The sequence below is a fragment of the Ensifer sp. 4252 genome, from assembly GCF_050434565.1.
GTDB lineage: Bacteria > Pseudomonadota > Alphaproteobacteria > Rhizobiales > Rhizobiaceae > Ensifer.
The window spans coordinates 89,800-112,974 of sequence record NZ_JBNDIU010000012.1 but is presented as its reverse complement, the minus strand read 5'-3'; the positions used below and the strand labels follow the sequence as shown (position 1 = coordinate 112,974).

Annotated in this window: 24 protein-coding genes and 1 tRNA gene; 11 read left to right on the top strand and 14 right to left on the bottom strand. The window is 62.8% G+C overall.

Going from position 1 to position 23,175, the window contains the following annotated elements; all coding sequences use genetic code 11:
• Positions 1 to 253: 253 nt before the first annotated feature.
• The 6 genes from ABIE33_RS21535 to ABIE33_RS21510 all read right to left on the bottom strand — a co-directional run bounded on the left by ABIE33_RS21535 (position 254) and on the right by ABIE33_RS21510 (position 6,714).
• Positions 254 to 1,255 (bottom strand): ABC transporter ATP-binding protein, encoded by a 1,002-nt coding sequence (locus ABIE33_RS21535; protein WP_429129205.1) that lies wholly within the window; start codon positions 1,253 to 1,255, stop codon positions 254 to 256.
• Between the two features lie 13 nt (positions 1,256 to 1,268).
• A complete protein-coding gene (locus tag ABIE33_RS21530) occupies positions 1,269 to 2,333 on the bottom strand; it encodes a Gfo/Idh/MocA family protein (RefSeq protein ID WP_429129202.1) in 1,065 nt (354 codons plus the stop codon).
• On the bottom strand, positions 2,330 to 3,166 hold the full coding sequence (locus tag ABIE33_RS21525) for a carbohydrate ABC transporter permease (protein ID WP_429129200.1): 837 nt from the start codon (positions 3,164 to 3,166) through the stop codon (positions 2,330 to 2,332). The genes ABIE33_RS21530 and ABIE33_RS21525 overlap by 4 nt, the downstream gene beginning before the upstream one ends.
• 11 nt (positions 3,167 to 3,177) lie before the next feature.
• Positions 3,178 to 4,128 carry a carbohydrate ABC transporter permease gene (locus tag ABIE33_RS21520; RefSeq protein WP_429129197.1) on the bottom strand — a complete coding sequence of 317 codons (951 nt, stop codon included), beginning with the start codon at positions 4,126 to 4,128 and terminating at the stop codon, positions 3,178 to 3,180.
• A 373-nt stretch (positions 4,129 to 4,501) separates the two neighbouring features.
• Positions 4,502 to 5,761, bottom strand: a complete 1,260-nt coding sequence (locus tag ABIE33_RS21515) for an ABC transporter substrate-binding protein (RefSeq protein WP_429129194.1) — start codon at positions 5,759 to 5,761, stop codon at positions 4,502 to 4,504.
• Between the two features lie 56 nt (positions 5,762 to 5,817).
• The gene (locus ABIE33_RS21510) at positions 5,818 to 6,714 is read right to left on the bottom strand and encodes an N-acetylmuramic acid 6-phosphate etherase (protein WP_429129192.1); all 897 of its coding nucleotides are present in this window, start codon (positions 6,712 to 6,714) and stop codon (positions 5,818 to 5,820) included.
• Between the two features lie 197 nt (positions 6,715 to 6,911).
• Between ABIE33_RS21510 and ABIE33_RS21505 the strand changes: the two genes are divergently transcribed.
• Genes ABIE33_RS21505 through nagA form a run of 4 tightly spaced genes read left to right on the top strand, consistent with a single transcriptional unit; the run spans position 6,912 to position 10,765 of the window.
• On the top strand, positions 6,912 to 7,796 hold the full coding sequence (locus tag ABIE33_RS21505; RefSeq protein WP_429129189.1) for a BadF/BadG/BcrA/BcrD ATPase family protein: 885 nt from the start codon (positions 6,912 to 6,914) through the stop codon (positions 7,794 to 7,796).
• Complete coding sequence (locus tag ABIE33_RS21500; RefSeq protein WP_429129186.1) at positions 7,793 to 8,557, top strand: GntR family transcriptional regulator; 765 nt, start codon at positions 7,793 to 7,795, stop codon at positions 8,555 to 8,557. The genes ABIE33_RS21505 and ABIE33_RS21500 overlap by 4 nt, the downstream gene beginning before the upstream one ends.
• 28 nt (positions 8,558 to 8,585) lie before the next feature.
• Positions 8,586 to 9,608, top strand: coding sequence for an SIS domain-containing protein (locus ABIE33_RS21495; RefSeq protein WP_429129184.1), 1,023 nt, complete (start codon positions 8,586 to 8,588; stop codon positions 9,606 to 9,608).
• Positions 9,605 to 10,765, top strand: a complete 1,161-nt coding sequence (nagA, locus tag ABIE33_RS21490; RefSeq protein ID WP_429129182.1) for an N-acetylglucosamine-6-phosphate deacetylase — start codon at positions 9,605 to 9,607, stop codon at positions 10,763 to 10,765. The genes ABIE33_RS21495 and nagA overlap by 4 nt, the downstream gene beginning before the upstream one ends.
• 152 nt (positions 10,766 to 10,917) lie before the next feature.
• Here the strand turns inward: nagA and ABIE33_RS21485 are convergent, their stop codons facing one another.
• From ABIE33_RS21485 to ABIE33_RS21475, 3 genes are read right to left on the bottom strand one after another with little or no spacing between them, the layout of a single operon-like run.
• Positions 10,918 to 11,643, bottom strand: coding sequence for a copper homeostasis protein CutC (locus ABIE33_RS21485; protein ID WP_429129179.1), 726 nt, complete (start codon positions 11,641 to 11,643; stop codon positions 10,918 to 10,920).
• Positions 11,640 to 12,551, bottom strand: coding sequence for an ROK family protein (locus tag ABIE33_RS21480; RefSeq protein WP_429129176.1), 912 nt, complete (start codon positions 12,549 to 12,551; stop codon positions 11,640 to 11,642). The genes ABIE33_RS21485 and ABIE33_RS21480 overlap by 4 nt, the downstream gene beginning before the upstream one ends.
• The gene (locus tag ABIE33_RS21475; protein ID WP_429129173.1) at positions 12,548 to 13,909 is read right to left on the bottom strand and encodes an amidase; all 1,362 of its coding nucleotides are present in this window, start codon (positions 13,907 to 13,909) and stop codon (positions 12,548 to 12,550) included. Before ABIE33_RS21475 ends, ABIE33_RS21480 begins: the two co-directional genes overlap by 4 nt.
• Positions 13,910 to 14,240: 331 nt before the next feature.
• On the opposite strand from ABIE33_RS21475, the gene ABIE33_RS21470 reads away from it, so the two are divergent.
• Entirely contained in the window at positions 14,241 to 14,978 is a 738-nt protein-coding gene (locus ABIE33_RS21470) for a sulfate transporter family protein (RefSeq protein ID WP_429129170.1), read from the top strand.
• A 205-nt stretch (positions 14,979 to 15,183) separates the two neighbouring features.
• The gene (locus tag ABIE33_RS21465) at positions 15,184 to 15,393 is read left to right on the top strand and encodes a SlyX family protein (RefSeq protein WP_429129168.1); all 210 of its coding nucleotides are present in this window, start codon (positions 15,184 to 15,186) and stop codon (positions 15,391 to 15,393) included.
• 73 nt (positions 15,394 to 15,466) lie between these two features.
• On the opposite strand, the gene ABIE33_RS21460 is transcribed toward ABIE33_RS21465, so the two are convergent.
• From ABIE33_RS21460 to ABIE33_RS21450, 3 genes are all read right to left on the bottom strand, one after another.
• Positions 15,467 to 16,459: a BMP family lipoprotein gene (locus tag ABIE33_RS21460; RefSeq protein ID WP_429129165.1), complete on the bottom strand. Its 993-nt coding sequence runs from the start codon at positions 16,457 to 16,459 to the stop codon at positions 15,467 to 15,469.
• 357 nt (positions 16,460 to 16,816) lie between these two features.
• Positions 16,817 to 17,470, bottom strand: coding sequence for a peptide-methionine (S)-S-oxide reductase MsrA (gene msrA, locus ABIE33_RS21455; RefSeq protein ID WP_429129162.1), 654 nt, complete (start codon positions 17,468 to 17,470; stop codon positions 16,817 to 16,819).
• Positions 17,471 to 17,516: 46 nt separating this feature from the next.
• Positions 17,517 to 17,834 (bottom strand): hypothetical protein, encoded by a 318-nt coding sequence (locus tag ABIE33_RS21450; protein ID WP_429129159.1) that lies wholly within the window; start codon positions 17,832 to 17,834, stop codon positions 17,517 to 17,519.
• Between the two features lie 367 nt (positions 17,835 to 18,201).
• Here ABIE33_RS21450 and ABIE33_RS21445 point away from each other — a divergent pair.
• Positions 18,202 to 18,291: transfer RNA gene (locus ABIE33_RS21445), tRNA-Ser, on the top strand.
• Positions 18,292 to 18,721: 430 nt separating this feature from the next.
• Entirely contained in the window at positions 18,722 to 19,249 is a 528-nt protein-coding gene (locus ABIE33_RS21440; protein ID WP_429129156.1) for a Clp protease N-terminal domain-containing protein, read from the top strand.
• A gap of 75 nt (positions 19,250 to 19,324) precedes the next feature.
• Here ABIE33_RS21440 and ABIE33_RS21435 read toward each other — a convergent pair whose 3' ends face one another.
• Complete coding sequence (locus ABIE33_RS21435; protein WP_429129153.1) at positions 19,325 to 19,762, bottom strand: DoxX family protein; 438 nt, start codon at positions 19,760 to 19,762, stop codon at positions 19,325 to 19,327.
• A gap of 225 nt (positions 19,763 to 19,987) precedes the next feature.
• Here ABIE33_RS21435 and ABIE33_RS21430 point away from each other — a divergent pair, with 225 nt between their 5' ends.
• The 3 genes from ABIE33_RS21430 to ABIE33_RS21420 are packed head-to-tail and all read left to right on the top strand — an operon-like array spanning position 19,988 to position 21,444.
• The gene (locus ABIE33_RS21430) at positions 19,988 to 20,326 is read left to right on the top strand and encodes an ArsR/SmtB family transcription factor (RefSeq protein WP_429129150.1); all 339 of its coding nucleotides are present in this window, start codon (positions 19,988 to 19,990) and stop codon (positions 20,324 to 20,326) included.
• A gap of 1 nt (position 20,327) precedes the next feature.
• Complete coding sequence (locus tag ABIE33_RS21425; RefSeq protein ID WP_429129147.1) at positions 20,328 to 20,807, top strand: SRPBCC family protein; 480 nt, start codon at positions 20,328 to 20,330, stop codon at positions 20,805 to 20,807.
• Between the two features lie 13 nt (positions 20,808 to 20,820).
• Entirely contained in the window at positions 20,821 to 21,444 is a 624-nt protein-coding gene (locus tag ABIE33_RS21420) for a dihydrofolate reductase family protein (RefSeq protein ID WP_429129145.1), read from the top strand.
• 90 nt (positions 21,445 to 21,534) lie between these two features.
• Here the strand turns inward: ABIE33_RS21420 and ABIE33_RS21415 are convergent, their stop codons facing one another.
• Positions 21,535 to 23,115, bottom strand: a complete 1,581-nt coding sequence (locus tag ABIE33_RS21415) for an MFS transporter (RefSeq protein ID WP_429129143.1) — start codon at positions 23,113 to 23,115, stop codon at positions 21,535 to 21,537.
• Positions 23,116 to 23,175 lie beyond the last annotated feature (60 nt).

Below are 23,175 nucleotides of genomic sequence, written 5' to 3'. Positions count from 1 at the left end.
GTGACCGTGCGCAGCCAGTGCGTATCGCAGGGCTGCGCGGTCCGGAAGTGAAGGGAAGCAAGACCAGTATCGGGATGGGAAAATACCGGAACGCTAATATACAAACACAAATGTATGTTAATTTGCGCCGCAGTGCAACACCGTGATGCAGTGCGCCCAATCGAGCAAAAAAATCAGCCGCCGCAGTGCTTTCGGCACCACGGCGGCTTGATATCACTAAGGTGTGATCCAGCCTTGTCGCCGGATTATCGTCTCAGGCGAGGACGCGGTCGTCGGCACCGAAGCGGTGCATGCTGCCGACCATCGGCGTCGCATAGACGATATCATCAGGGGCGTAGCGGTGTTCACCGAACAGCCGAACTGTGATCAGGCCGACCTGCTCGGACTCGATATAGACAATCGTGTCGGCGCCCAGATGCTCGACATGGACGACCTTGCCCTTCCAGTCGCCGCTTTCGCGCGATAGGCCGATATGCTCAGGCCGGATGCCGATCGTCTTGGCGCTCGCATCGCCGAGGCGGGCGCCGTCGACGAAGTTCATCTGCGGCGAACCGATGAAGCCGCCAACGAAGACATTGGCCGGCCGGTTGTAGAGATCCATCGGCGAGCCGATCTGCTCGATCTGGCCGGCGTTCAGCACCACGATCTTGTCGGCAAGCGTCATGGCCTCGACCTGGTCGTGGGTCACGTAGATCATCGTTGCCTTCAGGCTGCGATGCAGCCGGGCGATCTCGAGCCGGGTGTTGACGCGCAAGGCCGCGTCGAGGTTCGACAAGGGCTCGTCGAACAGGAACAACTTCGGTTCGCGCACGATGGCGCGGCCGATGGCGACGCGCTGGCGCTGGCCGCCGGAAAGCTCCGCCGGGCGCCGAGCGAGGTAAGGGTCGAGCGACAGCATGCTGGCGGCCTTGCCAACCTTGTTCTCAATTTCCGCCTTCGGCTTGCCGGCCTGCTTCAGGCCCAGGCCCATATTGTCCTTCACCGTCAGGTGCGGATAGAGCGCATAGGACTGGAACACCATGGCGATGCCGCGCTTGGCGGGCGCCACGTGCCCGACTTCGACGCCGTCGATCTGGACGCTGCCGGAGGTCGCGTCCTCAAGGCCGGCGATGGTGCGCAGCAAAGTCGACTTGCCGCAGCCGGAAGGACCCACGAAGATGACGAACTCGCCGTCCTTCACTTCCAGGTCGATGCCCTTGAGAACCTCATGGCTTCCGTAGGCCTTGCGGATGGATTTGAGTTGAAGTGATCCCACCTGGTTGCCCCTCTTAAAGTTTGACCGGCTGGCCGGTTCGCACGCTCTCATCAGCCGCAAGGCAGATGCGCAGCGACTGGACGGCGTCGTTCATGTGGCGGTCGAGATTGATATCTTCGCGGATGGCCTTCAGCACATAGGCCTGTTCACGATCGCAGAGTTCCTGATGGCCCGGCTCTCCGTCCATTGTCAGGTCTTCATCCGGCCTGAGAAAGCGGCCGTTGGGGCCGGTTTCCGCAGTGTGCACGCGAATGACCGATGTCTTGGTGTGGGTGTCGATATCGTCCGACTTGGCGTTCGGGTCCATGACGATCGACACGGAGCCCTTCGGCGACATCACGTCCTTCACGAAGAAGGCGGTTTCCGAAATCATCGGACCCCAGCCGGCTTCGTACCAGCCGGCCGATCCGTCTTCGAAGATCACCTGCAGATGGCCGTAATTGTACATGTCCGCAGCGATTTCGTCGGAAAGGCGCAGGCCCATGCCGCGCACTTCCACCGGCTTGGCATCGGTAATCTGGCACATGACGTCGACGTAGTGCACGCCGCAGTCGACGATCGGCGGGGTTGTCTGCATCAGCGACTTGTGGGTTTCCCAGGTCGGACCGCTCGACTGCTGGTTCAGGTTCATGCGGAAGACGTAAGGGCCGCCGAGCTTGCGGGCTTCGGCAATCAGGCGGATCCAGGACGGATGATGGCGCAGGATGTAGCCGATGATCAGCTTGCGGCCATGCTTCCTGGCAGCCGCAACGACCCGTTCGGCGTCGGCGACCGTCGTTGCCAGCGGCTTTTCCACGAACACGTCGCAGCCCGCTTCGAAGGCGGCGACCGCATAGTCGGCATGGCTGTCGGAATAGGTGCAGACAGAGCAGAGCTCGGGCTTCAGTTCCGCCAGGGCCGTGTTGAAATCCGGATGGATTTCGTAGCCGCGCAGTTCCTCTGGAAGCTCGACCTTGGAGCGATTGACCAGGCCGACGATCTCGAAGCCGGGATTGTTGTGGTAGGCGAGCGCATGGCTGCGCCCCATATTGCCGAGACCCGCGACGAGGACCCGGACCGGATTGCTGGATGAACTCACTTGACTGCTCCTGCGGTGATGCCGCGGATCAGCTGCCGCGAGAAAATGACATAGAGGACGAGAACCGGAAGGATGGCGAGCGATAGGGCCGCAAGCACGGCATTCCAGTTGGTGACGAACTGGCCGATGAAGATCTGCGAGCCGAGCGTGACCGTCTTGGTCGCTTCTGCCGGTGCCAGGATCAGCGGGAACCACAGATCGTTCCAGATCGGGATCATCGTGAACACGGCAACGGTTGCCATCGCCGGCCGGATCAGCGGCAGAACGAGGCGGAAGAAGATCGAGTATTCCGACAGCCCGTCGATGCGGCCGGCATTCTTCAGGTCATCGGAGACCGTGCGCATGAACTCCGACAGGATGAACACTGCGAGCGGCAACCCTTGAGCCGTATAGACGAGGATCAGCGCTGTCAGCGTGTTGACGAGGTTGGCCGCGACCATGCCCTGAAGGATGGCGACGGTGCCGAGCCGGATCGGGATCATGATGCCGATCGCGAGATAGAGCCCCATCATCGTGTTGCCGCGGAAGCGATACTCGGAAAGTGCGAACGCGGCCATGGCGCCGAACAGCAGCACCAGCGCGATCGCGACGACCGTGACGATGAAGCTGTTCTGGAAGTAGGTCGCGAAATCGCCCTGGCCGAGCACCGTCTGGTAGCCGATGAGGCTGAAGGTCTCGGGCGTTGGGACCGTCAACGGCGCCCGGAAGATCGCGTTGCGATCCTTGAACGAGTTGATGATCGTCAGGAACACCGGAAACAGCGAGATCAGCGTATAGGCGATCAGCGCGATGTGGACGAAGCCGGTGCGGAAAATGGAGTGGCGTGCTTGCATCTCGGCCTCCCTTAGAACTGATAGCGGCGCATGCGGCGCTGGATGACGAAGAGATAGAGCGAGACGCCGGCGAGGATGATCAGGAACATCACCGTCGCGATCGTAGCGCCCATCGAGCGGTCGCCGAGCTGCAACTGGAAGCCGAAGAACGTGCGGTAGAGCAACGTACCGAGAATGTCGGTCGAGCCATCAGGACCGGCAAGCGCCCCCTGCACGGTATAGACCAGGTCGAAGGCGTTGAAGTTGCCGACGAAGGTCAGGATCGAGATGATGCCGATCGCGGGCAGGATCAGCGGCAGCTTGATCTTCCAGAACTGGCTCCAGCCGGTGACGCCGTCGCATTCGGCAGCTTCGATCACCTCATCGGGAATGTTGAGCAGGGCGGCATAGATCAGCATCATCGGGATGCCGACATATTGCCAGACCGAGATCAGCGACACGGCGATCAGGGCCGAACCCGGCTTGCCGAGCCAGGGCGCAAACATCGACTTCAGGCCGACGAGATCGAGCATCCAGGGCGCAACACCCCAGATCGGCGAAAGGATCAGCTTCCAGATGAAGCCGACGATGACGAAGGAAAGCAGGGTCGGCAGGAAGATCGCCGTGCGGTAGAACGTGACGAAACGCAGCTTCGGAATCGACAGCATGGCCGCCAGCGCAACGCCGATCGGGTTCTGTACGCACATGTGAATGATGAAGAAGATGACGTTGTTCTTCAGCGCGTTCCAGAAATCGTGCGCCCAACGCTCTTCGCCGAACAGCACCTGGAAGTTTGCGAGACCGACGAAGGTCGGCTGGCCGTCGACCGTGTTGAACAGCGAGAGACGCAGCGTCTCGATCAACGGCAGGATCATGACCGTCGTGTAGACCAGAAGGGCCGGCAGCAGAAAGACGAGGATGTGCCAGCGTTTCGGCCGTTTTACGGTCGGCTGTCCCTCTTGCAGTGAAGTGGCGTTGCTCATTGATCGTACCCGCTTGTTCGACCGGTTCCCCAAGACACCATGATGCACATCGACGCGATACGGCCGGTCTTGCCGCATAACGCCTGCCCCGATCCGGGCTCATGACGAAGGTTAAGGCTATCGCGTTCTTTTGCAAACGACGGCGTCGGTGACCTCCCCATCAAGGGGAGGTCGATGACGCTGCGGCTGGGGGAGTGCCTCCTTGGGCAATACCGCCCCGCCCGGCCCTTGCTGCATGTTTCCTCAGATCCTATCCGATTTGAGGATAAAAACATGCTGCAATTCAAAGTGCTACAGCGCCCTTTGCGCGTCTGATAGGACGCGGCGGTGCAGGGCCGACCCTCCCCTTGAAAGGGGAGGGAACCAGTTGCGCTTACTTTGCCGGCTTGTACCAGCCGTCGAGACCCTTCTGCAGCTTTTCAGCGGCCACCTCAGGCGTATCCGTGCCGTTGATGACGTTTGCAGATTCGACCCAGGTCTCGTTTTCGAGGCTCGGCGTACCGCGCGCCAGGATCTGGTAGGTCGAGCGGATCGTCGGCTTGCACTTTTCGCGCCAGGAAACGAATTCCTGAGCGAGCGGATCGCTCATCTTCACCGGGGTCGAATTGAGGCTGAAGAAGCCCGGCAGCGAATTGGCATAAATCTCGGCGAATTCCGGCGAAGCGACCCAGGTAAGGAAAGTCTTGGCTTGCTCGGCGTGCGCGCTCTTGGCGTTCAGGCCGACGCCGATGTCGTTGTGGTCGGAGATGTAGCAAGCGTCGCCGGCATTCTTCACCGGCGGCGGGAAGGCGCCCATCTTGAACTGTGCCTGGGTGTTGAACAGGCCGATTTCCCACGAGCCGGCCGGATAGATCGCGGCGCGGCCGAGCGTGAAGAGATTTTGGCTGTCCGGATAGGTCTGGGCCTCGAAGCCGTCGCCGAGATAGTCCTTCCACTTGGCGAGAACGCGATAGGGCTCGACCCACGGCTCGTCGGTCAGCTTCTGCTCGCCCTTGATCAGCGCAGCGCGGCCTTCTTCACCCTTCCAATAGGTCGGGCCGATGTTCTGGTAGCCCATGGTCGCGGCTTCCCAGAGGTCCTTGGTACCCATCGCCATCGGGATGTAGTTGCCGTCCGCCTTGATCTTGTCGAGGGCCGCGAAGAATTCCGCTTCCGTCGTCGGGATCTGGATGCCGAGCTGGTCGAAGGCGTCCTTGTTGTAGATGAAGCCGTGGATGACCGAAGCCATCGGCACGCAGAACGTGGCCGAGCCATCGTCCGTCGTCCAGGCGGACTTGGCGACCGGCGAGAAGTTCTCCATGCCCGCAAGTGCGGTCAGGTCCGCAAGGTGCTTCTTGTTGTAGAGTTCGAGCGAGACGTCGAACGGACGGCAGGTGATGAGGTCGCCCGCGGAGCCGGCGTCGAGCTTGGCGTTCAGCGCCGCGTTGTATTCGGTCGGCGCCATCGGGGCGAACTTTACCTTGATGCCCGGGTTCTTGGCTTCAAAGGCCGGGATCAGCTTTTCCTGCCAGATCGCCAGGTCGTCGTTGCGCCAGCTTTCGATCGTCAGGGTGACGTCCTCCGCGTGGGCTAGGCCGGCCGAGCCGAGAATGCTCGACGCGAGCAGCAGGCCCTTGAGTGTCGTACGGGTCATTTAGCTTCTCCCTCTTATATGCGCCGTTTTGGCGCGGTTTGAATCCCAGGTTTATCTCAGGCCGAAACGATATCGATCGCCCGGCGCAGATTCTGTTTGGTCTGGTTGAGCGCCGCCTCGGCCGTCGCCACGTCCTTCGCGCCAGACGCCAGCAGGATGGCGATCTTGACCGAGCCGGATGCGGCATTGATCAGCCGGCCGGCCTCGGACGCTCCGACGCCGGTAATGTCGGTGACGATACGCACGGCGCGGCCGTGCAGCTTGATGTTGTCGGCCCGCAGGTTGACCATATGGCCGTCGAGCACGTGGCCGAGATGGATGCCGACGAGCGTCGAGAACATGTTGAAGGCGATCTTCTGCGCCGTGCCGGCGCCCATGCGCGTCGAGCCGGAAACGACTTCCGGCGGCGTTTGCAGCAGGATGGCGACATCGGCGTCCTTGAAGAGGGCAGCACCAGGATTGTTGGCGACGGCGATCACCTTGGCGCCGAGCTTGCGCGCCTCGTCGGCCGCGGCCAGCGCATAGGGTGTCGAGCCGCTGGCCGACACCGAAACCAGACAGTCGCCCGCGGCGATGCCTGCATTGCGCACATCTTCGCGGGCCAGATCCATGTCGTCTTCATAGCCGCCGGCAAGGTCGCTGAGGCTGGCGACACCGCCTGCAAGCAGAATGACGATCTGGTCCTGGGGGATGCCGTAGGTGCCGGGAAGTTCCAGCGCATCGGCCATGGCCATCAGGCCGGAGCTGCCAGCGCCGGCATAGGCGAGGCGCTTGCCGGAGGCGAGCGCTTCTGCAGCGATGGACGCGGCGGCGGATATCTGCTCGATCGCGGCGTCCACGACCTTTGCTGCCGCCTGTTGTCCGGATGCGAGCAGCCGAAGCGCAAGCGCCGGATGCATGACATCCAGGCCTTTGGCGTTGTCGTGACGCTCCTCGGTCTTCACTGAAGGCATAGGTTGTGTCTCCTCTGGGCGAATTAATGCCAAAAAAATACCAATTGTCTAGGAGAAATTACATTTTGGCGGCAGAAAAAAGCAAATGCTGAAATTATCCGTTGTTATTCAAAGCATTATTTCAAAATTGGATGGCGAGGCCAATTCGGACTTGGTTATTGGTATTTTTTTGGTATCTTCAATGGGCGGAGGTGCTCATGCCAAACTACCTAATAGGAATCGATGGCGGCGGAACAAGCTGCCGGGCGGCTGTGGCTGCGGGGGATGGACGTATTCTGGGCCGCGGCAAGGCCGGTGCAGCCAACATTCTGACGGATCCTGAAACGGCGCTTGCTCATATCGGCGACGCTGCGCGGGCGGCATTCGAGGAAGCCGGTCTTGATCCCACAGGGATCGCCGAGGCGCGCGCGATCGTCGGTGTCGCCGGGCACAATGTCGGCGATGCGGTACACTATGTTAAGCGCCGTCTGCCGTTTGCCGCAGCCGATATCGAGTCCGATGGTCTGATCGCCCTGCAGGGCGCGCTCGGCGATGAGGACGGCGCCGTCGCCATTCTCGGCACCGGCAGCATCTATATCCTGCGCCAGGCCGACGTCGTCAGCTATGTCGGCGGCTGGGGCTTCACGATCGGTGATCATGGCAGTGGTGCACGCATCGGCCATGCCCTGCTGCAGGAAAGCCTGCTTGCCTTCGATGGCATCCACGAGGCGTCGCCGGTAACCGATAGCGTCATGGCCGAGTTCAGGAACGATCCGAGTGCCGTCGTCGATTTCGCGCGCCTGGCAAAGCCGGGCGAGTTCGGCCGTTATGCCCCGCGGGTCTTCGAAGCTGCGCAGGCGGGCGATCCGGTCGCTGTGCGTCTGTTGAAGACTGCGGCGATTACGGTCGACGAGGCGCTTGACGTCGTGGTCGCCCGGGGAGGGCGCAAGCTCTGCCTGCTTGGTGGCCTGGCGCCGCTCTATCGTCCCTGGCTTGCCGAGCGTCACCAGCCGTTTTTCGTCGAAGCTGAGGCAGACGCGCTCACCGGCGCCGTCGCGCTGGCCGCACAGCGCTTCGGCTCCCGCTCGGAGGTCGGCGCATGACCGACCATCTTGCCGCCATTCTGCCGCTCGAAGGCCTGCAGTCCGGCGGATCCGGCCCGCTTTATCTGAAACTGCGCCAATCGCTGGAAGATGCGATCCAATCGGGCAAGCTCAATCATGGCGATGCTTTGCCGCCGGAGCGTGATCTTGCCGACTACGCCAGCATCAGCCGCGTCACCGTGCGCAAGGCGGTCGACGATCTCGTGCGCGACGGCTTGCTGGTGCGCCGCCACGGCTCCGGCACCTTTGTCGTCAAACCGGTTTCCAAGGTGCAGCAATCGCTGTCGCGGCTGACCTCGTTTACCGAGGACATGGCACGCCGCGGTCTCAACACCCATGCCCGCTGGCTCGAGCGCGGTCTCTTTCATCCGTCGCCGGACGAAATGATGGCGCTGGGCCTGCCGGCCGATGCGCTGGTGGCACGGCTCGGGCGTTTGCGTATCGCCGACGAGATGCCGCTCGCGATCGAGCGCGCGAGCATCTCGGCCGAATTTCTGCCGGATCCGCAGGCGGTCACATCGTCGCTCTATACCGCGCTCGACAAGACCCGCTCCCGGCCGGTTCGCGCTGTGCAGCGCATTTCCGCCTGCAACATCAAGGATCCGGATGCCTCCATGCTCGGCGTTGCCGTCGGCTCTGCCGGCCTTTCCATCGAACGCGTCTCCTATCTCGCATCGGGACGCGTCGTCGAATTCACCCGCTCGCTCTATCGGGGCGATGCCTATGATTTTGTCGCGGAACTGACCCTGTCGGAATCCTGACCGCCGCTCCGCAAGAAAGGAATTGACCATGCAGACCAACATGCGCCGAGAAATCGACGAGATCCCCGAAGCGGCAGCCCGATTGCTCGAGCATTCGTCCGAAGCCCTGAAGCAGGCCGGCGCAGCGCTGCGCGCCAAGGACCCGGCTTTCCTGGTGACGATCGCGCGCGGTTCTTCGGACCATGCCGCCCTGTTCCTGAAATACGCAATCGAGCTGCAGGCCGGTCGCCCGGTCGCGTCGCTCGGGCCGTCGCTCGCCTCGATCTACGGCGCCAAGCTGAAGCTCGGCGGCGCCGCGGCAATCGCCATCTCGCAATCGGGCAAGAGCCCGGATATCGTGGCGATGGCGCAGGCGGCGACCGATGCCGGCGCGGTATCGATCGCGCTGACCAACACCCTGCCGTCGCCGATCTCGAAGGCCTGCACCCATCCGCTCGACATTCTCGCCGGCCCGGAAATCGCCGTTGCTGCAACCAAGTCCTACGTCAACTCCATTGTCGCCGGCCTTGCCGTTCTCGGCGAATGGACCGGTGACGCGGCGCTGCAGCGCGCCGTTGCCGACCTGCCGAACCAGTTCGCCAAGGCGGTGAAGCTCGACTGGCATGAGTTCGCCGCCGATCTCGGCGAGGCCGAATCGCTCTACGTGCTCGGCCGCGGCCCGGCGCTGGCGATCGCAAGCGAAGCGGCGCTGAAGTTCAAGGAGACCTCGGGCATGCATGCCGAGGCCTATTCCGCAGCCGAAGTGCTGCACGGACCGGTGGCGCTGGTCGGCGCCAAGTTCCCGGTGCTGACCCTTGCCGCACGCGATGCGGCTGAAGGCTCCGTCGCCGAGATCGCCGACGGCATGGCCGAGAAGGGCGCGGTGGTGCATGTTACTTCGAGCCGTGCCGGCAAGGCGAAGCGTCTGCCGTTTGTCGAGACGGGACATCCGATCACCGACGCGCTGACCCTGATTCTGCCGTTCTACGGCTTCGTCGAAGCCTGGTCTCGCTCGCGCGGTCTCAACCCCGATGCACCGGCCAGCCTCAAGAAGGTAACGGAGACGAGATGACCGAGAAGAAGGCAATCATCGGCGCCCGCCTGTTCGATGGCATCGAATGGCACGATGGCGCCGCTCTCCTGATCGAGGCCGGTCGCGTCAAGGGGGTCGTGGCAGCCGGTAACGTGCCGGCCGATGCCGCGGTTGTCGACGCGCACGGCCTGTTGCTGGTGCCCGGCTTCATCGACCTGCAGGTCAACGGCGGCGGCGGGGCGCTTCTCAACGCGCAGCCGACGCTGGAAAGCATCCGCCAGATCTGTTCGGCCCATGCGAAGTTCGGCACCACGGCGCTTTTGCCGACGCTGATCACCGATACGCGCGAAGTCCGCGCGGCAACGATCGCCGCCGGCCTTCAGGCGAAGGCGGCCGGCGTACCCGGCTTCCTTGGTCTGCATCTCGAAGGCCCGCATCTCTCGGTCGCCCGCAAGGGCGCCCATGATCCGGCGTTGATCCGGCCGATGGACGACGCCGACCTGAAGGAGATGCTCGACTGCGCCAAGGCGCTCGGCACCCTCATGGTCACGGTCGCCCCGGAAAACGCCACGAAGGAGCAGGTTCGGGCACTCGCCGACGCCGGCGCCATCGTCAGCCTCGGCCATACCGATGTCGGCTACGAAACCGCCGTGTCCTATGCCAAGGCAGGGGCGAAGACGGTGACGCATCTGTTCAACGCCATGAGCGGTCTCGGCCATCGCGAGCCGGGCGTTGTCGGTGCAGCGCTTGCGACCGGCACCCTGCATGCCGGCCTGATCGCCGATGGCTACCATGTCGATCCCGCCTCGATGGGCGTTGCGCTGCGGGCCAAGACCGGCCCGGGCCAGATCTTCCTGGTGACCGACGCGATGTCGCCGATCGGGACGGATATGACGAGCTTCGAACTCAACGGCCGCGAGATCCTGCGCCACGGCGGTCGTCTGACGCTTGCCGACGGTACGCTCGCCGGTGCTGACATCGACATGCTCTCGTCGGTGCGCTTCGTGCATGAGAAGCTCAGGCTTCCGGTCGAGGAAGCGCTTCGCATGGCATCGGCCTATCCCGCCGACGCCATGGGCATCTCCTCACACAAGGGCCGTCTGCTGCCCGGTTCAGATGCCGATTTCGTGCTGCTGACGCCTGAGCTCGCCATGGGGTCGACCTGGATCGGCGGCGACAAAGTCTACGCCGCCTGATCGCGGCGGCACCGGAAAACGAGAGCTTTTCCAGAAAGACTGCGAAGCGGTTTTTCCGTGAGGAAATGCGAAAAAGCAAAGAAAAGACCCGACGATCGGAGATGATCGTCGGGTCTTTTCTTTGACGCGAACTGAAAGAGTGAACGATCGCTCTATTTTGCCGAAAGCCGTGCCTTCATCGCCCGAACGGTCGCCGCATCCGTCCGGCGCCGATCGTCCGTCACAAAACCCATATCGACCAGTCGCTGATCGTGAGCCGGCTCACGGATCGAGCAGGACGAGTGCACTTCGCTGACGGACAGTCGGGCAAGCACCGCGTCGACGGTATCGAGTGTCACGCCTGAGCCCGGCATGATCGAAAGGCGTCCGCCGGCCAGATCGACAAGCTCTGCAAGTTTTTCGATTGCCTGCGGTGCGCTCCTTGCGCCGCCCGACGTCAGGATCCGCTCGAAGCCGAGTTCGACCGCAAGTTCGATCGCGTCCTTGAAATCCGGCACCAGGTCGAAGGCACGGTGCAGGGTGAGGCCGAGGCCGGCGGCGTGGCCGGTGAGCTTTCTGAGCATGGGCGCATCAAGCTGGCCATCGGCAAGCGATGCGCCGAGAACGACGCCGGCGAGCCCGGCATCGCGCACGACATCGATATCCCGGCGCATCATGTCGAGATCGGCCACACTGAAAACGAAGTCGCCCGGACGTGGCCGGATCATCGCGTAAACGGGTACCCGTGGCGGCCCGGCGAGCGCCATCAATCCAGCGGTCGGTGTCAGTCCGCCGACGGAAAGCGCCGCGCAGAGTTCGATCCGGTCTGCTCCGCCCTCGACCGCAGTGGCAAGCCCGTCGGCGTCGTCGACGCAAACCTCGAGTCCGATGCCGTTCATGCCGTTTCTCCTCCAAGGCCGAGCAGGGCTGCGCCGATCAGCCCCGGCTCGACCTGACATTCGCCGCGCACGACCAGCGGCCGTTTGAACTGCCGCAGAATCCGGCTTCGAACCGCCAGATCGATCTCCTCAAGCAGCGGTTCGACGTTGGAAAGGCCGCCACCGACCGGCACGATCGTCGCCCCGGTGGTGTTGATGACCAGCGCCAGCGGTGAGCTGACGAGATCGACAAGGATTTCTATGGTGCGCTTCGCTTCCGTGTCGCCCTTGAGCCACGCCTCGATGATCTCGTGGCTCGACATGGTCTTGCCGTGCACCGTGCCGTGCAGCCGTTCGAGCCCGCGTGCGCCGCCGACCGTATCGACGCAGCGCCGCTGACCGCAGCCGCAGGCATAGGCGGGGATGGCGATCGGCGGTTCGCCCGCTTCTGCTGCCAATGCAGGCCCATGACCCCATTCGCCGGCAAAGCCGCCGTCGGCGTTGATCAACTGGCCGTCGACCACAAGCCCGCCGCCGACACCGGTGCCGAGGATCGCCCCGAAGACGATGCGGTGGCCCCGGCCGGCGCCGGCGCCCGCCTCGGCAAGAGCGAAACAGTCGGCGTCATTGGCGATCTTGACCGGCAGGTGCAGCTCGCGCTCGAGTTCGGCCACCAGTTCGCGACCGTCGATGCAGGGGATGTTGGCGCATTTGATCCGGCGTGTCTCCGGGTCGATGACGCCGGTGATCGAGATCGCCACGCATTCCGGGTGGCCCCCGGCCTCGTCGAGCACGGATTCGAGCGCCTGGACGAACTGGCGGAAATTGTTGAGCGGCGTCGTGCGTCGCGGCAACGGAAAGATCCGTTCGCGCGAATGCACGATCGCTCCCTTGATCGCCGAGCCGCCGATATCGAAACAGACGATCATGCCTCTCCTCGGATCACGGCTTCGGCGGCAAGGGCGATCGACAGCAGCCGGTCGTCCTGGTGATGCGGCGCTGCAAGTTGCAGGCCAACGGGCATTTCGCCGGCGCCGGTTCCGCAGGGGATCGAGATGCCGCAGAAATCGAGGAAGTTGCCGATCAGGGTGTTGCGCAGCGTCTTGGCATTGGTCTTGAAGAACAGCTCGTCGTCATCAAGCAATGGCGCCAGCGGCGGTGCGACATGCGGCAATGTCGGATGGACGATGAGTTCGCCCGGCTTCAGGCTCTCCACCGTCTCGTGGATCAGCCGGTCGCGCGCGTCGAGAAGCGCGATATAATCAGGCATGGTGATCTTCTCGCCGAGCCTTGTGCGCGCGACGACACGCGGATCGATGCGTTCGGCCTCGGGACCAGCCAGCCGTTCCCGGTGAAGCGCGAAGGCCTCGGCCGTGACGAGCGCCCCATGGCGCGCCATGACGTCGAACACCGCCTGGAACGTCGGGAAGGCGCGGCGGGCAACCGTCGCGCCAGCCTTTTCCAGCCGCTTGATCGCGTCCTCGAAAGCTTCAACGACTTCGCTTTCCGCCTCGTCAAAGACCACCGTTTCGGGGATGACGATCGAAAGGCCGGCGATCTCCCCGCGGCGCACCACCGGCGCGGTCAGCCCATGCATGGCAGCATCGAGCCAGACCGCATCCTGCACCGTGTGACAGAGGGGGCCGAGCGAATCGAGGCTTTCGGCGAGCGGAAAGACGCCCTTCATCGCATAGCGGCCGCGCGTCGCCTTGTAGCCGACGATGCCGGTCATTGCCGCCGGGATGCGGACGGAGCCGCCGGTATCGGTGCCGATTGCCGCCGGCACGAGGCCGCCGGCGACTGCCGCCGCCGCGCCCGACGAGGAGCCGCCGGGGATGCGCTCGACATCGGTCGAGGCCGGGTTGTGCGGCGTGCCGTAATGCGGATTGATGCCGAGGCCGGAGAAGGCGAACTCGCTCATGTTGGTTCGCCCGACGCTGACCATGCCCGCACCGGCAACCGCGGCGACGACTGCGGCGTCACTGCCAGCGGGCGGCTTGTCCCGCAGGACCGCGGAGCCAGCCGTCGTCACGCTGCCCTTGACGTCGAAGAGGTCCTTCCACGCGACCGGAAGGCCATCGAGCAGGCCGAGCGACCGGCCGGCCCTTAGCCGGGCAGAGGCGGCCGCGGCTTCCTTAAGAGCGCGTTCGCGGGTGATGCCGACGAAGATCGTCTGATCGCCATGCGCCGCGATGCCGGCAAGCGTTTGCTCGGCGAGGGTGACCGGGTCGAGCTTGCCTTCCTGGACGAGTACCGAGAGCCCGGCGAGCGTTTTCTGTCTGGTCATTGTCTCCCCTTGTCCGCCTACCGCCCTTGGGTAGCTCGTCCTTCCATTGACCTGCACCGGCAGGCCTTTCATCTAAAGCGCGTCGCGATCTCCAGGATTCGCTGGCTGCGCTTTAAGCTCTTGTTCCTGCGCATGTCGTTATCGCAAAACCGCTGCGCACTTTTGCGCGACATGCCTTACCATATCGCTCCCCGTGGCGTTTGCCATGGCTCGTCGGTGTTCGCCGCACGAATTTTGCCGAAAGCCGGCGATGCCTGCCGTCTTGCCTTGTCGATGCGAACACGTTTGCCTACATGCCTCATCGAACCCTGCCCGGCACTGGAGACATTTGATGATATTGGACGCGGCGCGGCTTTCTTTTGCCAATCTCTTTGCACCGGAGACCCGTTCGGTGTTCTGGAAAGTGCTCGGCCTGACGCTTCTGGCGCTGGCAGCACTCTGGTTCGGGCTTCGCGAACTGTTCATCTGGCTCGCCTTGCCATGGCTCGATGCGCTGATGCCCGGCACGCCCGCCTGGGCCGGTTGGCTCACCTTCGTGCTCGGCATCTTCGCAAGCCTGGGGCTGGCTCTGGCGCTGGCCTTACTGCTGGCACCGGTGACGGCGCTGATCGCCGGCCTCTTCCTTGACGATGTCGCCGAAGTGGTCGAGGCGCGCGACTATCCGAACGAGCCGGCGGGCAGGCCCTTGCCGCTCGGAGAGGCAATTGCCGGCTCCGCCAAGTTCCTCGGCGTCGTCATTCTCGGCAACATACTGGCGCTGTTCCTGCTTCTCGTACCCGGCGTCAATCTGATCGCCTTCTTCCTCGTCAACGGTTATCTCCTGGGGCGGGAGTTCTTCGAGTTTGCCGCCATGCGCTACCGGTCGCCGGCGGAGGCGCGGCTTTTCCGCGCCAAGCATCGCTCGACCGTGTTTCTTGCCGGGCTCATCCTTGCGGCCTTCCTGGCCGTGCCGCTGCTCAATCTGCTGACGCCGCTCTTTGCCGCCGGCATGATGGTGCATCTGCACAAGAAGCTGTCGGCCAGCGATCCCGGATTTTCGCTGACGCGAGGGTCGATGGCCAAAGCCTGAACCGCAATCTGCTTGACAGCGGCCATCCGCTGGCCAATCTGCCGGCAAATCCCCCGCTGCATGCTTCCTTAAATCCTGTTTGATTTAGGAATAAAAACATGCAGCTCTTCAACGTGATACAGCGACCTTTGTGCGCCTGAAAAGACGCACAAAGGTCGCTGTAGGTGTCGCGCCCGGATGGCGGCGACAGGACGGAGCAGCTGAAATGAACAACGCCGAAGACCGGGTCACCCGCCTCGAAGAGACGGTCGCCCACCAAGCCAAGACGATCGAGGAGCTCTCCGATCAGCTCGCCGAGCAATGGAAGGTCGTGGAACAGACGCGGGCAAAGCTCGACCGGCTGACGGAGCGCTTTCTCAGCCTCGAGGAGCAATCGATCGATGCGCCGGCGATCACCCGCCCGCCGCACTATTGAGATATCACGGCAGGAAACAAAAAAGGCCGCCGGTTCTTGCGAACGGCGGCCTTTCTGATTTCAGGCTAAGCCCTTAGTAGGGGCAGGCCTCGTCGCTCATGTAGTCGTGAACCTGGACCTTGCCGGCGATGATCTCGGCCTTCACTTTTTCGACCGCGTCAAGCATTTCCGGGGTGATCAGGGCCTTGTTGTTGTCGTCAAGCGCGTAGCCGACGCCATCTTCCTTAAGGCCGAGGTTGGAAATGCCGAACTCGAACTTGTCGTTCTTGGCATCGGTGAAGGCTTCATAGACGGCGACGTCGACGCGCTTCAGCATCGAGGTCAGAACCTTGCCCGGCTGCAGTGCGTTCTGGTTGGAGTCGACGCCGATGCCGAGCTTGCCGGCATCTGCAGCGGCCTGCAGGACGCCAACGCCCGTGCCGCCGGCTGCGTGGTAGACCACGTCCGAACCCTGGTCCATCTGCGACTTGGCGATTTCGCCGCCCTTGACCGGGTCGTTCCAGGCGTCCGGCGTCGTGCCGGTATAGGCTTCGAGAACCTTCACGTCAGCGCCGGTCGACTTTGCGCCGCCGACATAGCCGCAGGCGAACTTGTGGATGAGCGGAACGTCCATGCCGCCGATGAAGCTGACGGTCTTCGACTTAGAAGCGAGACCAGCGAGCACGCCGACGAGGTAGGAGCCTTCCTGTTCCTTGAACACGATCGACTTCACATTCGGCTTGTCGAGCACCATGTCGATGATCGCGAACTTGGTATCAGGATATTCGCCGGCGATCTTTTCGAGCGGTGCGGCCCAGTTGAAGCCGGCCATGACGATCGGATTGTTGCCGTCGCTGGCGAAGCGGCGCAGGGCCTGCTCGCGCTGTGCGTCGTTGGCGATTTCGAACTCGCGGTATTCGACGCCCGATTCTGTCTTGAATTTTTCGGCGCCGTTAAAGGCCGCTTCGTTGAACGATTTGTCGAACTTGCCGCCCAGATCGTAAATGATGGCCGGCTTGATGTCGGCGGCCAGAGCCGTCGCGGACATCATGGAAAAAGCAAAGAGACCGAGAATTGTTTTTTTCATCGTGCAGCCCTGTTGTCGCTATTGATCTTTATCGGGTCCTCCCGCGGGCCCCGGATGGAGCCTGTCTGCGGAACCCACCCCTCTCGTGGGGGCTAGGGTGGCCGCATCCTTGCACGGTCACGGCAAAAAAACACTCAAAATTTTTCGGATGGTAAAAATGCCGGCCGACATTCACAGGCAGCGTTAAAATGCCGGTTCCCTTGACCTTTTAGGACCCGAGGGTGGGTACAGCGCGCCGGGTGCGGGGCGTAAAAGGCCAAGGCATCTCCCGCAAAAGCGTGCAGCAGTTTTGCGATAACGACATGCACAAAAAAAGCCTGAAGCGCAGCAAGCGCCTCTGAAAGATCGCGACGCGCTTCAGGCGCCGATCGGGCAGCTGACGCCGGTGCCGCGCAGGGCGCAATAGCCGCTGGGGTTCTTCGCCAGATACTGCTGGTGGTAGTCCTCGGCAAAGTACAACGGGCCGGCCTTTTCGATTTCGGTGGTGATCTTGCCGGTATGGCCGGATCTCTTCAGTGCCGCCTGGAAGGCGTCGCGCCCAGCTTTCGCTTCCTTCAGCTGCACATCGTCATAGGCGTAGATAGCGGAGCGATAGGTCGTGCCGATATCGTTGCCCTGGCGCATGCCCTGGGTTGGGTCGTGCTCCTCGAAGAAGGTCTTGAGCAGGCTCGACAAGGGAACCACCTTCGGATCGTAGACCACCAGCACCACCTCGGCGTGGCCGGTCAGCCCCGTGGTGGTTTCCTGATAGGTTGGGTTCGGCGTCATGCCGCCGGAATAGCCGGCCGCGGTGACATAGACGCCGGGCAAGTTCCCAAGCAGCCGCTCGGCGCCCCAGAAGCAGCCCATGCCGAGCAGGATCTTCTCGGTTCCTTCGGGGTAGGGGCCCTTCAGCGGGCGTCCGGAGACAAAATGGGTTGCGGCGGTCGCAATGGCGTCCTCGCGCCCGGGCAGTGCCGTCTGCGCGTCGGGCAGGATGGTCTTCTTGTTGAACATGTCGATCAGGAACATCGTGAAAACTCCTTGTCGTCGACGTGGGGTCAGCGCCCCGCGATGATCAGGCAGCGAAGCGGCCGGCTGCCGGTCGCTTCTTGTATCCGGCCATCCACAGGAGGAGGGCGAGAAGTGCGAGCACCGCAAAGGCGGGCTGTGTCAAAAACCAGTGCAGCACCGAGTGCCAGAGCGTCGGCCCGGCATCGGTCCGCTGCGCGAACTGCACCCAGCTGGCGGTGTCGGCGCTAAGCGCTTCAAGATCGTCGCCGAGCGACGTCATCACCAGCTCGGAGGCGGCGACGGACTGGATGGCATCGACTGCACCGGCAAGGACGGCCGCAAGCAACACCACAAAGCTCGCCAGTCTCAGCACGAAGCGCATCGGTCCCTTATTCCTCAAATTCTATCAGCCAGGTCGAGCAGTCACGCCCGTCTTCCGGCATCGGTTCCCGTTTCAGGGCAAAGCCGGCGCGATGGGAGAGCGTGGCAATCCGAGATGGCGCAACGTCCAGGCGACCTTCGAAGGGAGGCGCCGAACAACTCTGCCGCAAGAGATAGGCCCCGTGTTCGACAAGCGCAATGGCAGCCGTTCGCTGCCAAGTTTCATAAGATGTCAACAATCTGTCAGAAAGCAGTTGATCCCGCGCAAATCATCGGTATATATCCCGCCCGTCCGCCGGTTCGCGCCGGATGACACGAAGGGCCTCGCCCTTCCCATCCAGCCGCATGACCATCGGCTGTTGACGGATGGACAGGTGGCCGAGTGGTTGAAGGCGCACGCCTGGAACGCGTGTATACGTGAAAGCGTATCGAGGGTTCGAATCCCTCTCTGTCCGCCATCCCTTATCTCGACTGTCCTCTGCAGAATTACAAAACCGCTTCGTTTTGTGTGCTGATTTTGGGTCGCCCGAAGAGCCGGAATTGCGGACTCGTTCGTTGCTGCTTGCCCGTAGGTGTCGCGGCTAGATGCCGGAATTTCCACGGAGTGCTATTCGTCAACCTAAGTTGACGCCACACTTTCCGTCAACTAATGTTGACGGCATGATCGATCCCGAAGCCTTTCAACCCTCCGACGATCCAGCAGAGACGCTTGCCACCGTTGTCGCGCTTCGAAGGCTGGCGGATAGCCTTGAGCGCCGAGCGGTTGCAGCGGCGCTGGGAAAGGGATGGTCATGGGCGAGAATCGCTCAGGGTCTTGGGATCTCCAAACAGGCCGCACACAAGCGGTTGTCGGATCTCGTCACTGGTAACGAGCGCTAGGAGGTTTCCGTGTTCAGCCATATGAAGCAGCGCCTCAACGACATGGGTACGATAAAGGCGCTTTGTGAACGCGCCGAATATCATGCTCTGCAAGACCAGCAGCGCGAGCCGGGAGCGGAACACTTCCTGTTGTCTGCTCTCGATCTTCCGGATGGCACAGCGTGCCGCGCATTTGCGCGGGTCGGTGCCGACGCGTCCGACCTGCCGCAAGCCATTGCACGCCAATACGCCGAGGCGCTCCGCCTTGTTGGTCTCGATCCCCGGATTGCCGCGCAGCTCGCGCAGGGACAGACACCGTTGCCGCGCGACCGCGGAGCATATGTCGCCGCACCCTCAGGCGAGCACGTCATGCAGGCGTTGGCTGCCGATCGGGCAAGGCGTGGACCGCTGCTCGGCGCCGATGTGGTGGCGAAGGTCGCGGATCTTCGCGAAGGTGTCGCAGCGCGTGCGCTTCGCAGGCTGGGAGTCGATCCCGATGCATTGAAAGCCGCCGCCGACGCCGAAAGTGATGCCCTTCGCAGTGCGTTGAAGTGTTGATCCGATACGAGAGGAAAAGCCGCCCCGATTTCTGATCCCGACCGCCGCATTATGCGGCGGTCATGACATCAGACCTCAGCTTCGTCTCGAAAGGATCGCAACGAGTGCGAGCCCGCCGATGACCGATACGTGTTCCAGCGCCACGGTCATGTCGCGAAACGCTTCTTCACCTTCCTTGGCCCAGAACGGATGGGCGATCGGGATGGTCAGGATCGTGAAGACGGCGAGCGCGCCCGTTGCGAGCCAGACCCGGTGGTTGAAGATGATCATGAGCGAGCCACCGATCTGGAGGATGAGCGTCGCGGTGTTGACGAGCCAGCCCGGTGAAAGGCCGAACCCTTCCATGATGGCGATACTGGCGCTGAAATCGAACAGCTTGGCGAGGCCGCTCGACCAGAAGACGAGGGTTAGCAGCACCCGGGCCAGCAGATCGAAAGCGCGTGCGTCCAATATCCTTGCGATGATGCTCGGCATGCCGGCAGTTTCAGACTTGACTTGATTTTCGAGGTTCACGTCGGCCTCCCTTGGAACGAACCGACGGCTTTATAAAAGCTCGACCTAGGTTGAGATCAAGCGAGGCGCCGGTGTGACAAATTGGCTCCGGTGCCGTTGCTTCTGAACGCCGAGTCGTTCATGCGTCGGGCGCTTGCTCCCGTGATCGAGCCGTGGCAGCCAACACGGTAAGGGGGCATAATAGTTATCCATTGCGCTAAGTGTCTTGGCGTGATACTTAGCCTTATGGAACAGTATTCGGACCCTCTGGACGGAATTTTTCAAGCCCTGGCCGACCCAACACGGCGCTCAGTGCTGGCGAGGCTCGGTCGCGGCTCGGCCAGCATCAGCGATCTGGCAAAGCCATTCGATATGGCGCTGCCATCGTTCATGAAACACATCCACTTTCTCGAAGGCAGCGGCCTGATCCGCACCGAGAAGCAGGGCCGGGTGCGCACCTGCACCATCGAGAAGAGCCGGTTTGCCGCAATCGAGGCGTGGATGTCGGAGCAGCGCGCGCTTTGGGAAGGCCGTACCGATCGGCTGGAGCAGTTCGTGATATCCGCTGAGAACAAGGAGAAATGACATGATCCGATCTCCCAACCCCGATCTCGATCTGACGATATCGCGCCTGATCAAGGCGCCGCGGTCGGTGATCTGGAACGCCTGGACCGATCCCGCAAGCTTCGAGCAATGGTGGGTTCCGGGGCCGGCCAGATGCAAGGTGGTCGAGATGGATTTGCGGCCGGGCGGCGCCTTCGTCACCCGGATCAGCGAAGGCGGTGGCGCGTTCACGCCGCATCTGGATGCCTGCTTCCTGGCTGTCGACGCCCTGCAGCGCATCATCTTCACCAATTCGCTGGTCGCAGGCTGGCGCCCGGCGGAAAACCCTTTCATGACGGCGATCATCACGCTCAAGGATCATCCGGAGGGTACGGACTACGCTGCCCATGTCATGCACCGGAGCAATGCCGACCGGAACATGCACGAGGAGATGGGCTTCCACGATGGCTGGGGAACGGTCATCGAGCAACTCGCCCGGCTCGTGGAGGGCAGAACCCAGTAGAGGAGGCACGCGCATGCGCAAGATTGTCCTGCAGATGATGACGACGCTCAACGGTCGCCTCGACGATCCGCTGGCCTGGATCGGCAGCGTCGGCGACGACCAGTACCGGGCGATCGACCGGCTCTATGCCACCTATGACACCGTGCTCGTCGGGCGCGTGACCTACGAGGAAATGGCATCCTATTGGCCGGGCGCCCTGTCGGAGGATGTCGGGACCGAAACCAACCGCAAGATGGCGCGCCGGATGCACGACTATCGCAAGCTGGTCATCTCGCGCTCAGGGTCCCAGAAACTGACCGCATGGAACAATGTCGATGAGGTCGTCACCCCCGGTGACGAGGCGCTGGCCGCCTATCTCCGGGATCTGAAGGCGCAGCCGGGCGGCGATATTCACCTCTCCGGCGGCGCCAGCCTGGCCCAGACGGTCATCGGTCTCGGCCTGGTCGATACCTTCCACTTCTTCGTCTTCCCCGTCTCGTCCCCTGGTGCGGCTTGGTTCGGCGAGCTTCCCGACAGATATGATCTGCGGCTGATGGGCACGGACACCTACGAAAATGGCGTGGTCGGCTTGCACTACGAACCGCTCGAGCGCGAGAACGCGAAGCGGGCAGGCGGCTTTTCCGAGCTGCTCGTCTAGTCGCCTCCGGCGCACCTGCCGGTGCGAGGCACGCCGAGCGCTGCTGATCCGCCGCTTCGAGAGCCTATCGCAGATGGCGAAGCTCCAATATCACTGGAGCGGTTTGCCACCGTCAATGACACCGATATGCCGCAGCGAAACGGCAGAGAGGACGGCGAGCAGGGAAACGCTCACGGCACTGGCCATTGCCGCACTGCTGAACCCTGCCGCGAACGCAGCCTGCGCCTCTTCCATCAGGCCGGGCGGCAATTCCGCCGCAACGGAAGATGCCGCCCACAAGCTGTCGCCAACGGCCTCATGCGCTTCGCGGCTGAGGCTTTCGGGTATGCGGTCAAGCATCGTCCGGCGATAGATGGCGGTAGCGAGGCTGCCAAGAACGGCGATGCCGAGCGACACGCCAAGGTCCTGCACCGTCTCGGACATTGCCGATGCCGAGCCTGCCTTGTCGGCGGGTGCCGATCCTACCACGAGGTTGGTACCGAGTGCAGCTATCGTGCCGAGCCCGAGATAGGCCAGCGAGAAGCCGGCGACGACAACGACGACGCCGGAAGTGCCGTTATCCAGTTGGGCCAGCAGCAGATAGCCCATCACCGACAACCCCAGCGCCCCGGCCACGACAAAGCCGGGGCGAACACGCCGCGCAATCAATGGCGCAGCGACGCCAGCAGCGACCATGGCAAGGGCGGGCGGCCCCATCCAGAGACCCGCGGCGAGCGGAGAAAACCCAGCCACCAGTTGCAGATATTGCGTGACCAGCAGCATTGTGCCGCCGACCGCGACCAGGCCAAGGAGAAGCACGATCAACGCCACGCTGAAGGCTCTGTTGGCAAACAGGGAGATATCGAGCAGGGGATCGGCGAGCCGCTGCTGTCGGCGCACGAACAGCGCGGCGAAGAGAAGTCCGAGCGCAATCGCGCCGACTGGATGAAGTCCGAAGCCATCCTTGGCGATCTGCTTGATGCCATAGACGACGGGCAGAATGGCGGCGAGCGAAAGGCCGACGCTTGCAAGGTCCAGTTTGCCGGCGTGTGGCGCGCGATATTCCGGTAAAAGGACAGGCGCCAGCAGAAGCAGCAGGCCGACAACGGGCACGGCGATGAGAAAGGCCGCGCCCCACCAGAAATGTTCCAGCAGCACACCGCCGACAACCGGTCCCAGTGCCATGCCGAGTGCGAACATCGTCGCCCATATCCCAAAACCAAGCGCGCGCTGCCGCGGGTCGGCGAACATGTTGGTGATCAGCGCCAGTGTCGATGGCATCAGGGTTGCACCGGCTATGCCGAGCAGTGCCCGGGCGGCAATCAGCATAGCGGCGCTGGTGGAGAAAGCAGCGAGCGCGGAGGCGACGGCGAAGGCGGCCGCGCCCATCATCAGCAGTTTGCGGCGTCCGATACGATCGCCGAGCGTCCCCATGGTGATCAGGAAGCCGGCGATCATGAAGCCGTAGGCATCCATGATCCAGAGCGCTTGCATGCTGGTCGGTTGCAGATCGGTTGCGAGCGCCGGAAGCGCCAGATGAAGAAGCGTCAGGTCCAGACCGAGCAAGATGGTTGGCAGGGCCAGTAGCGCAAGCCCCACCCACTCGCGTGCTCCTGCTGTCGTTGCTGGTGAAGGGGTTGCTTCAACCGTCGTTCTGGAAAGTGGAAAATCGGATTCGTCCTCGTAAGTCATGCTGCCTCCTTGTCGCGGGCAGACTTTCGAGGCACGATCATCCTGTTACAATATAGGAAA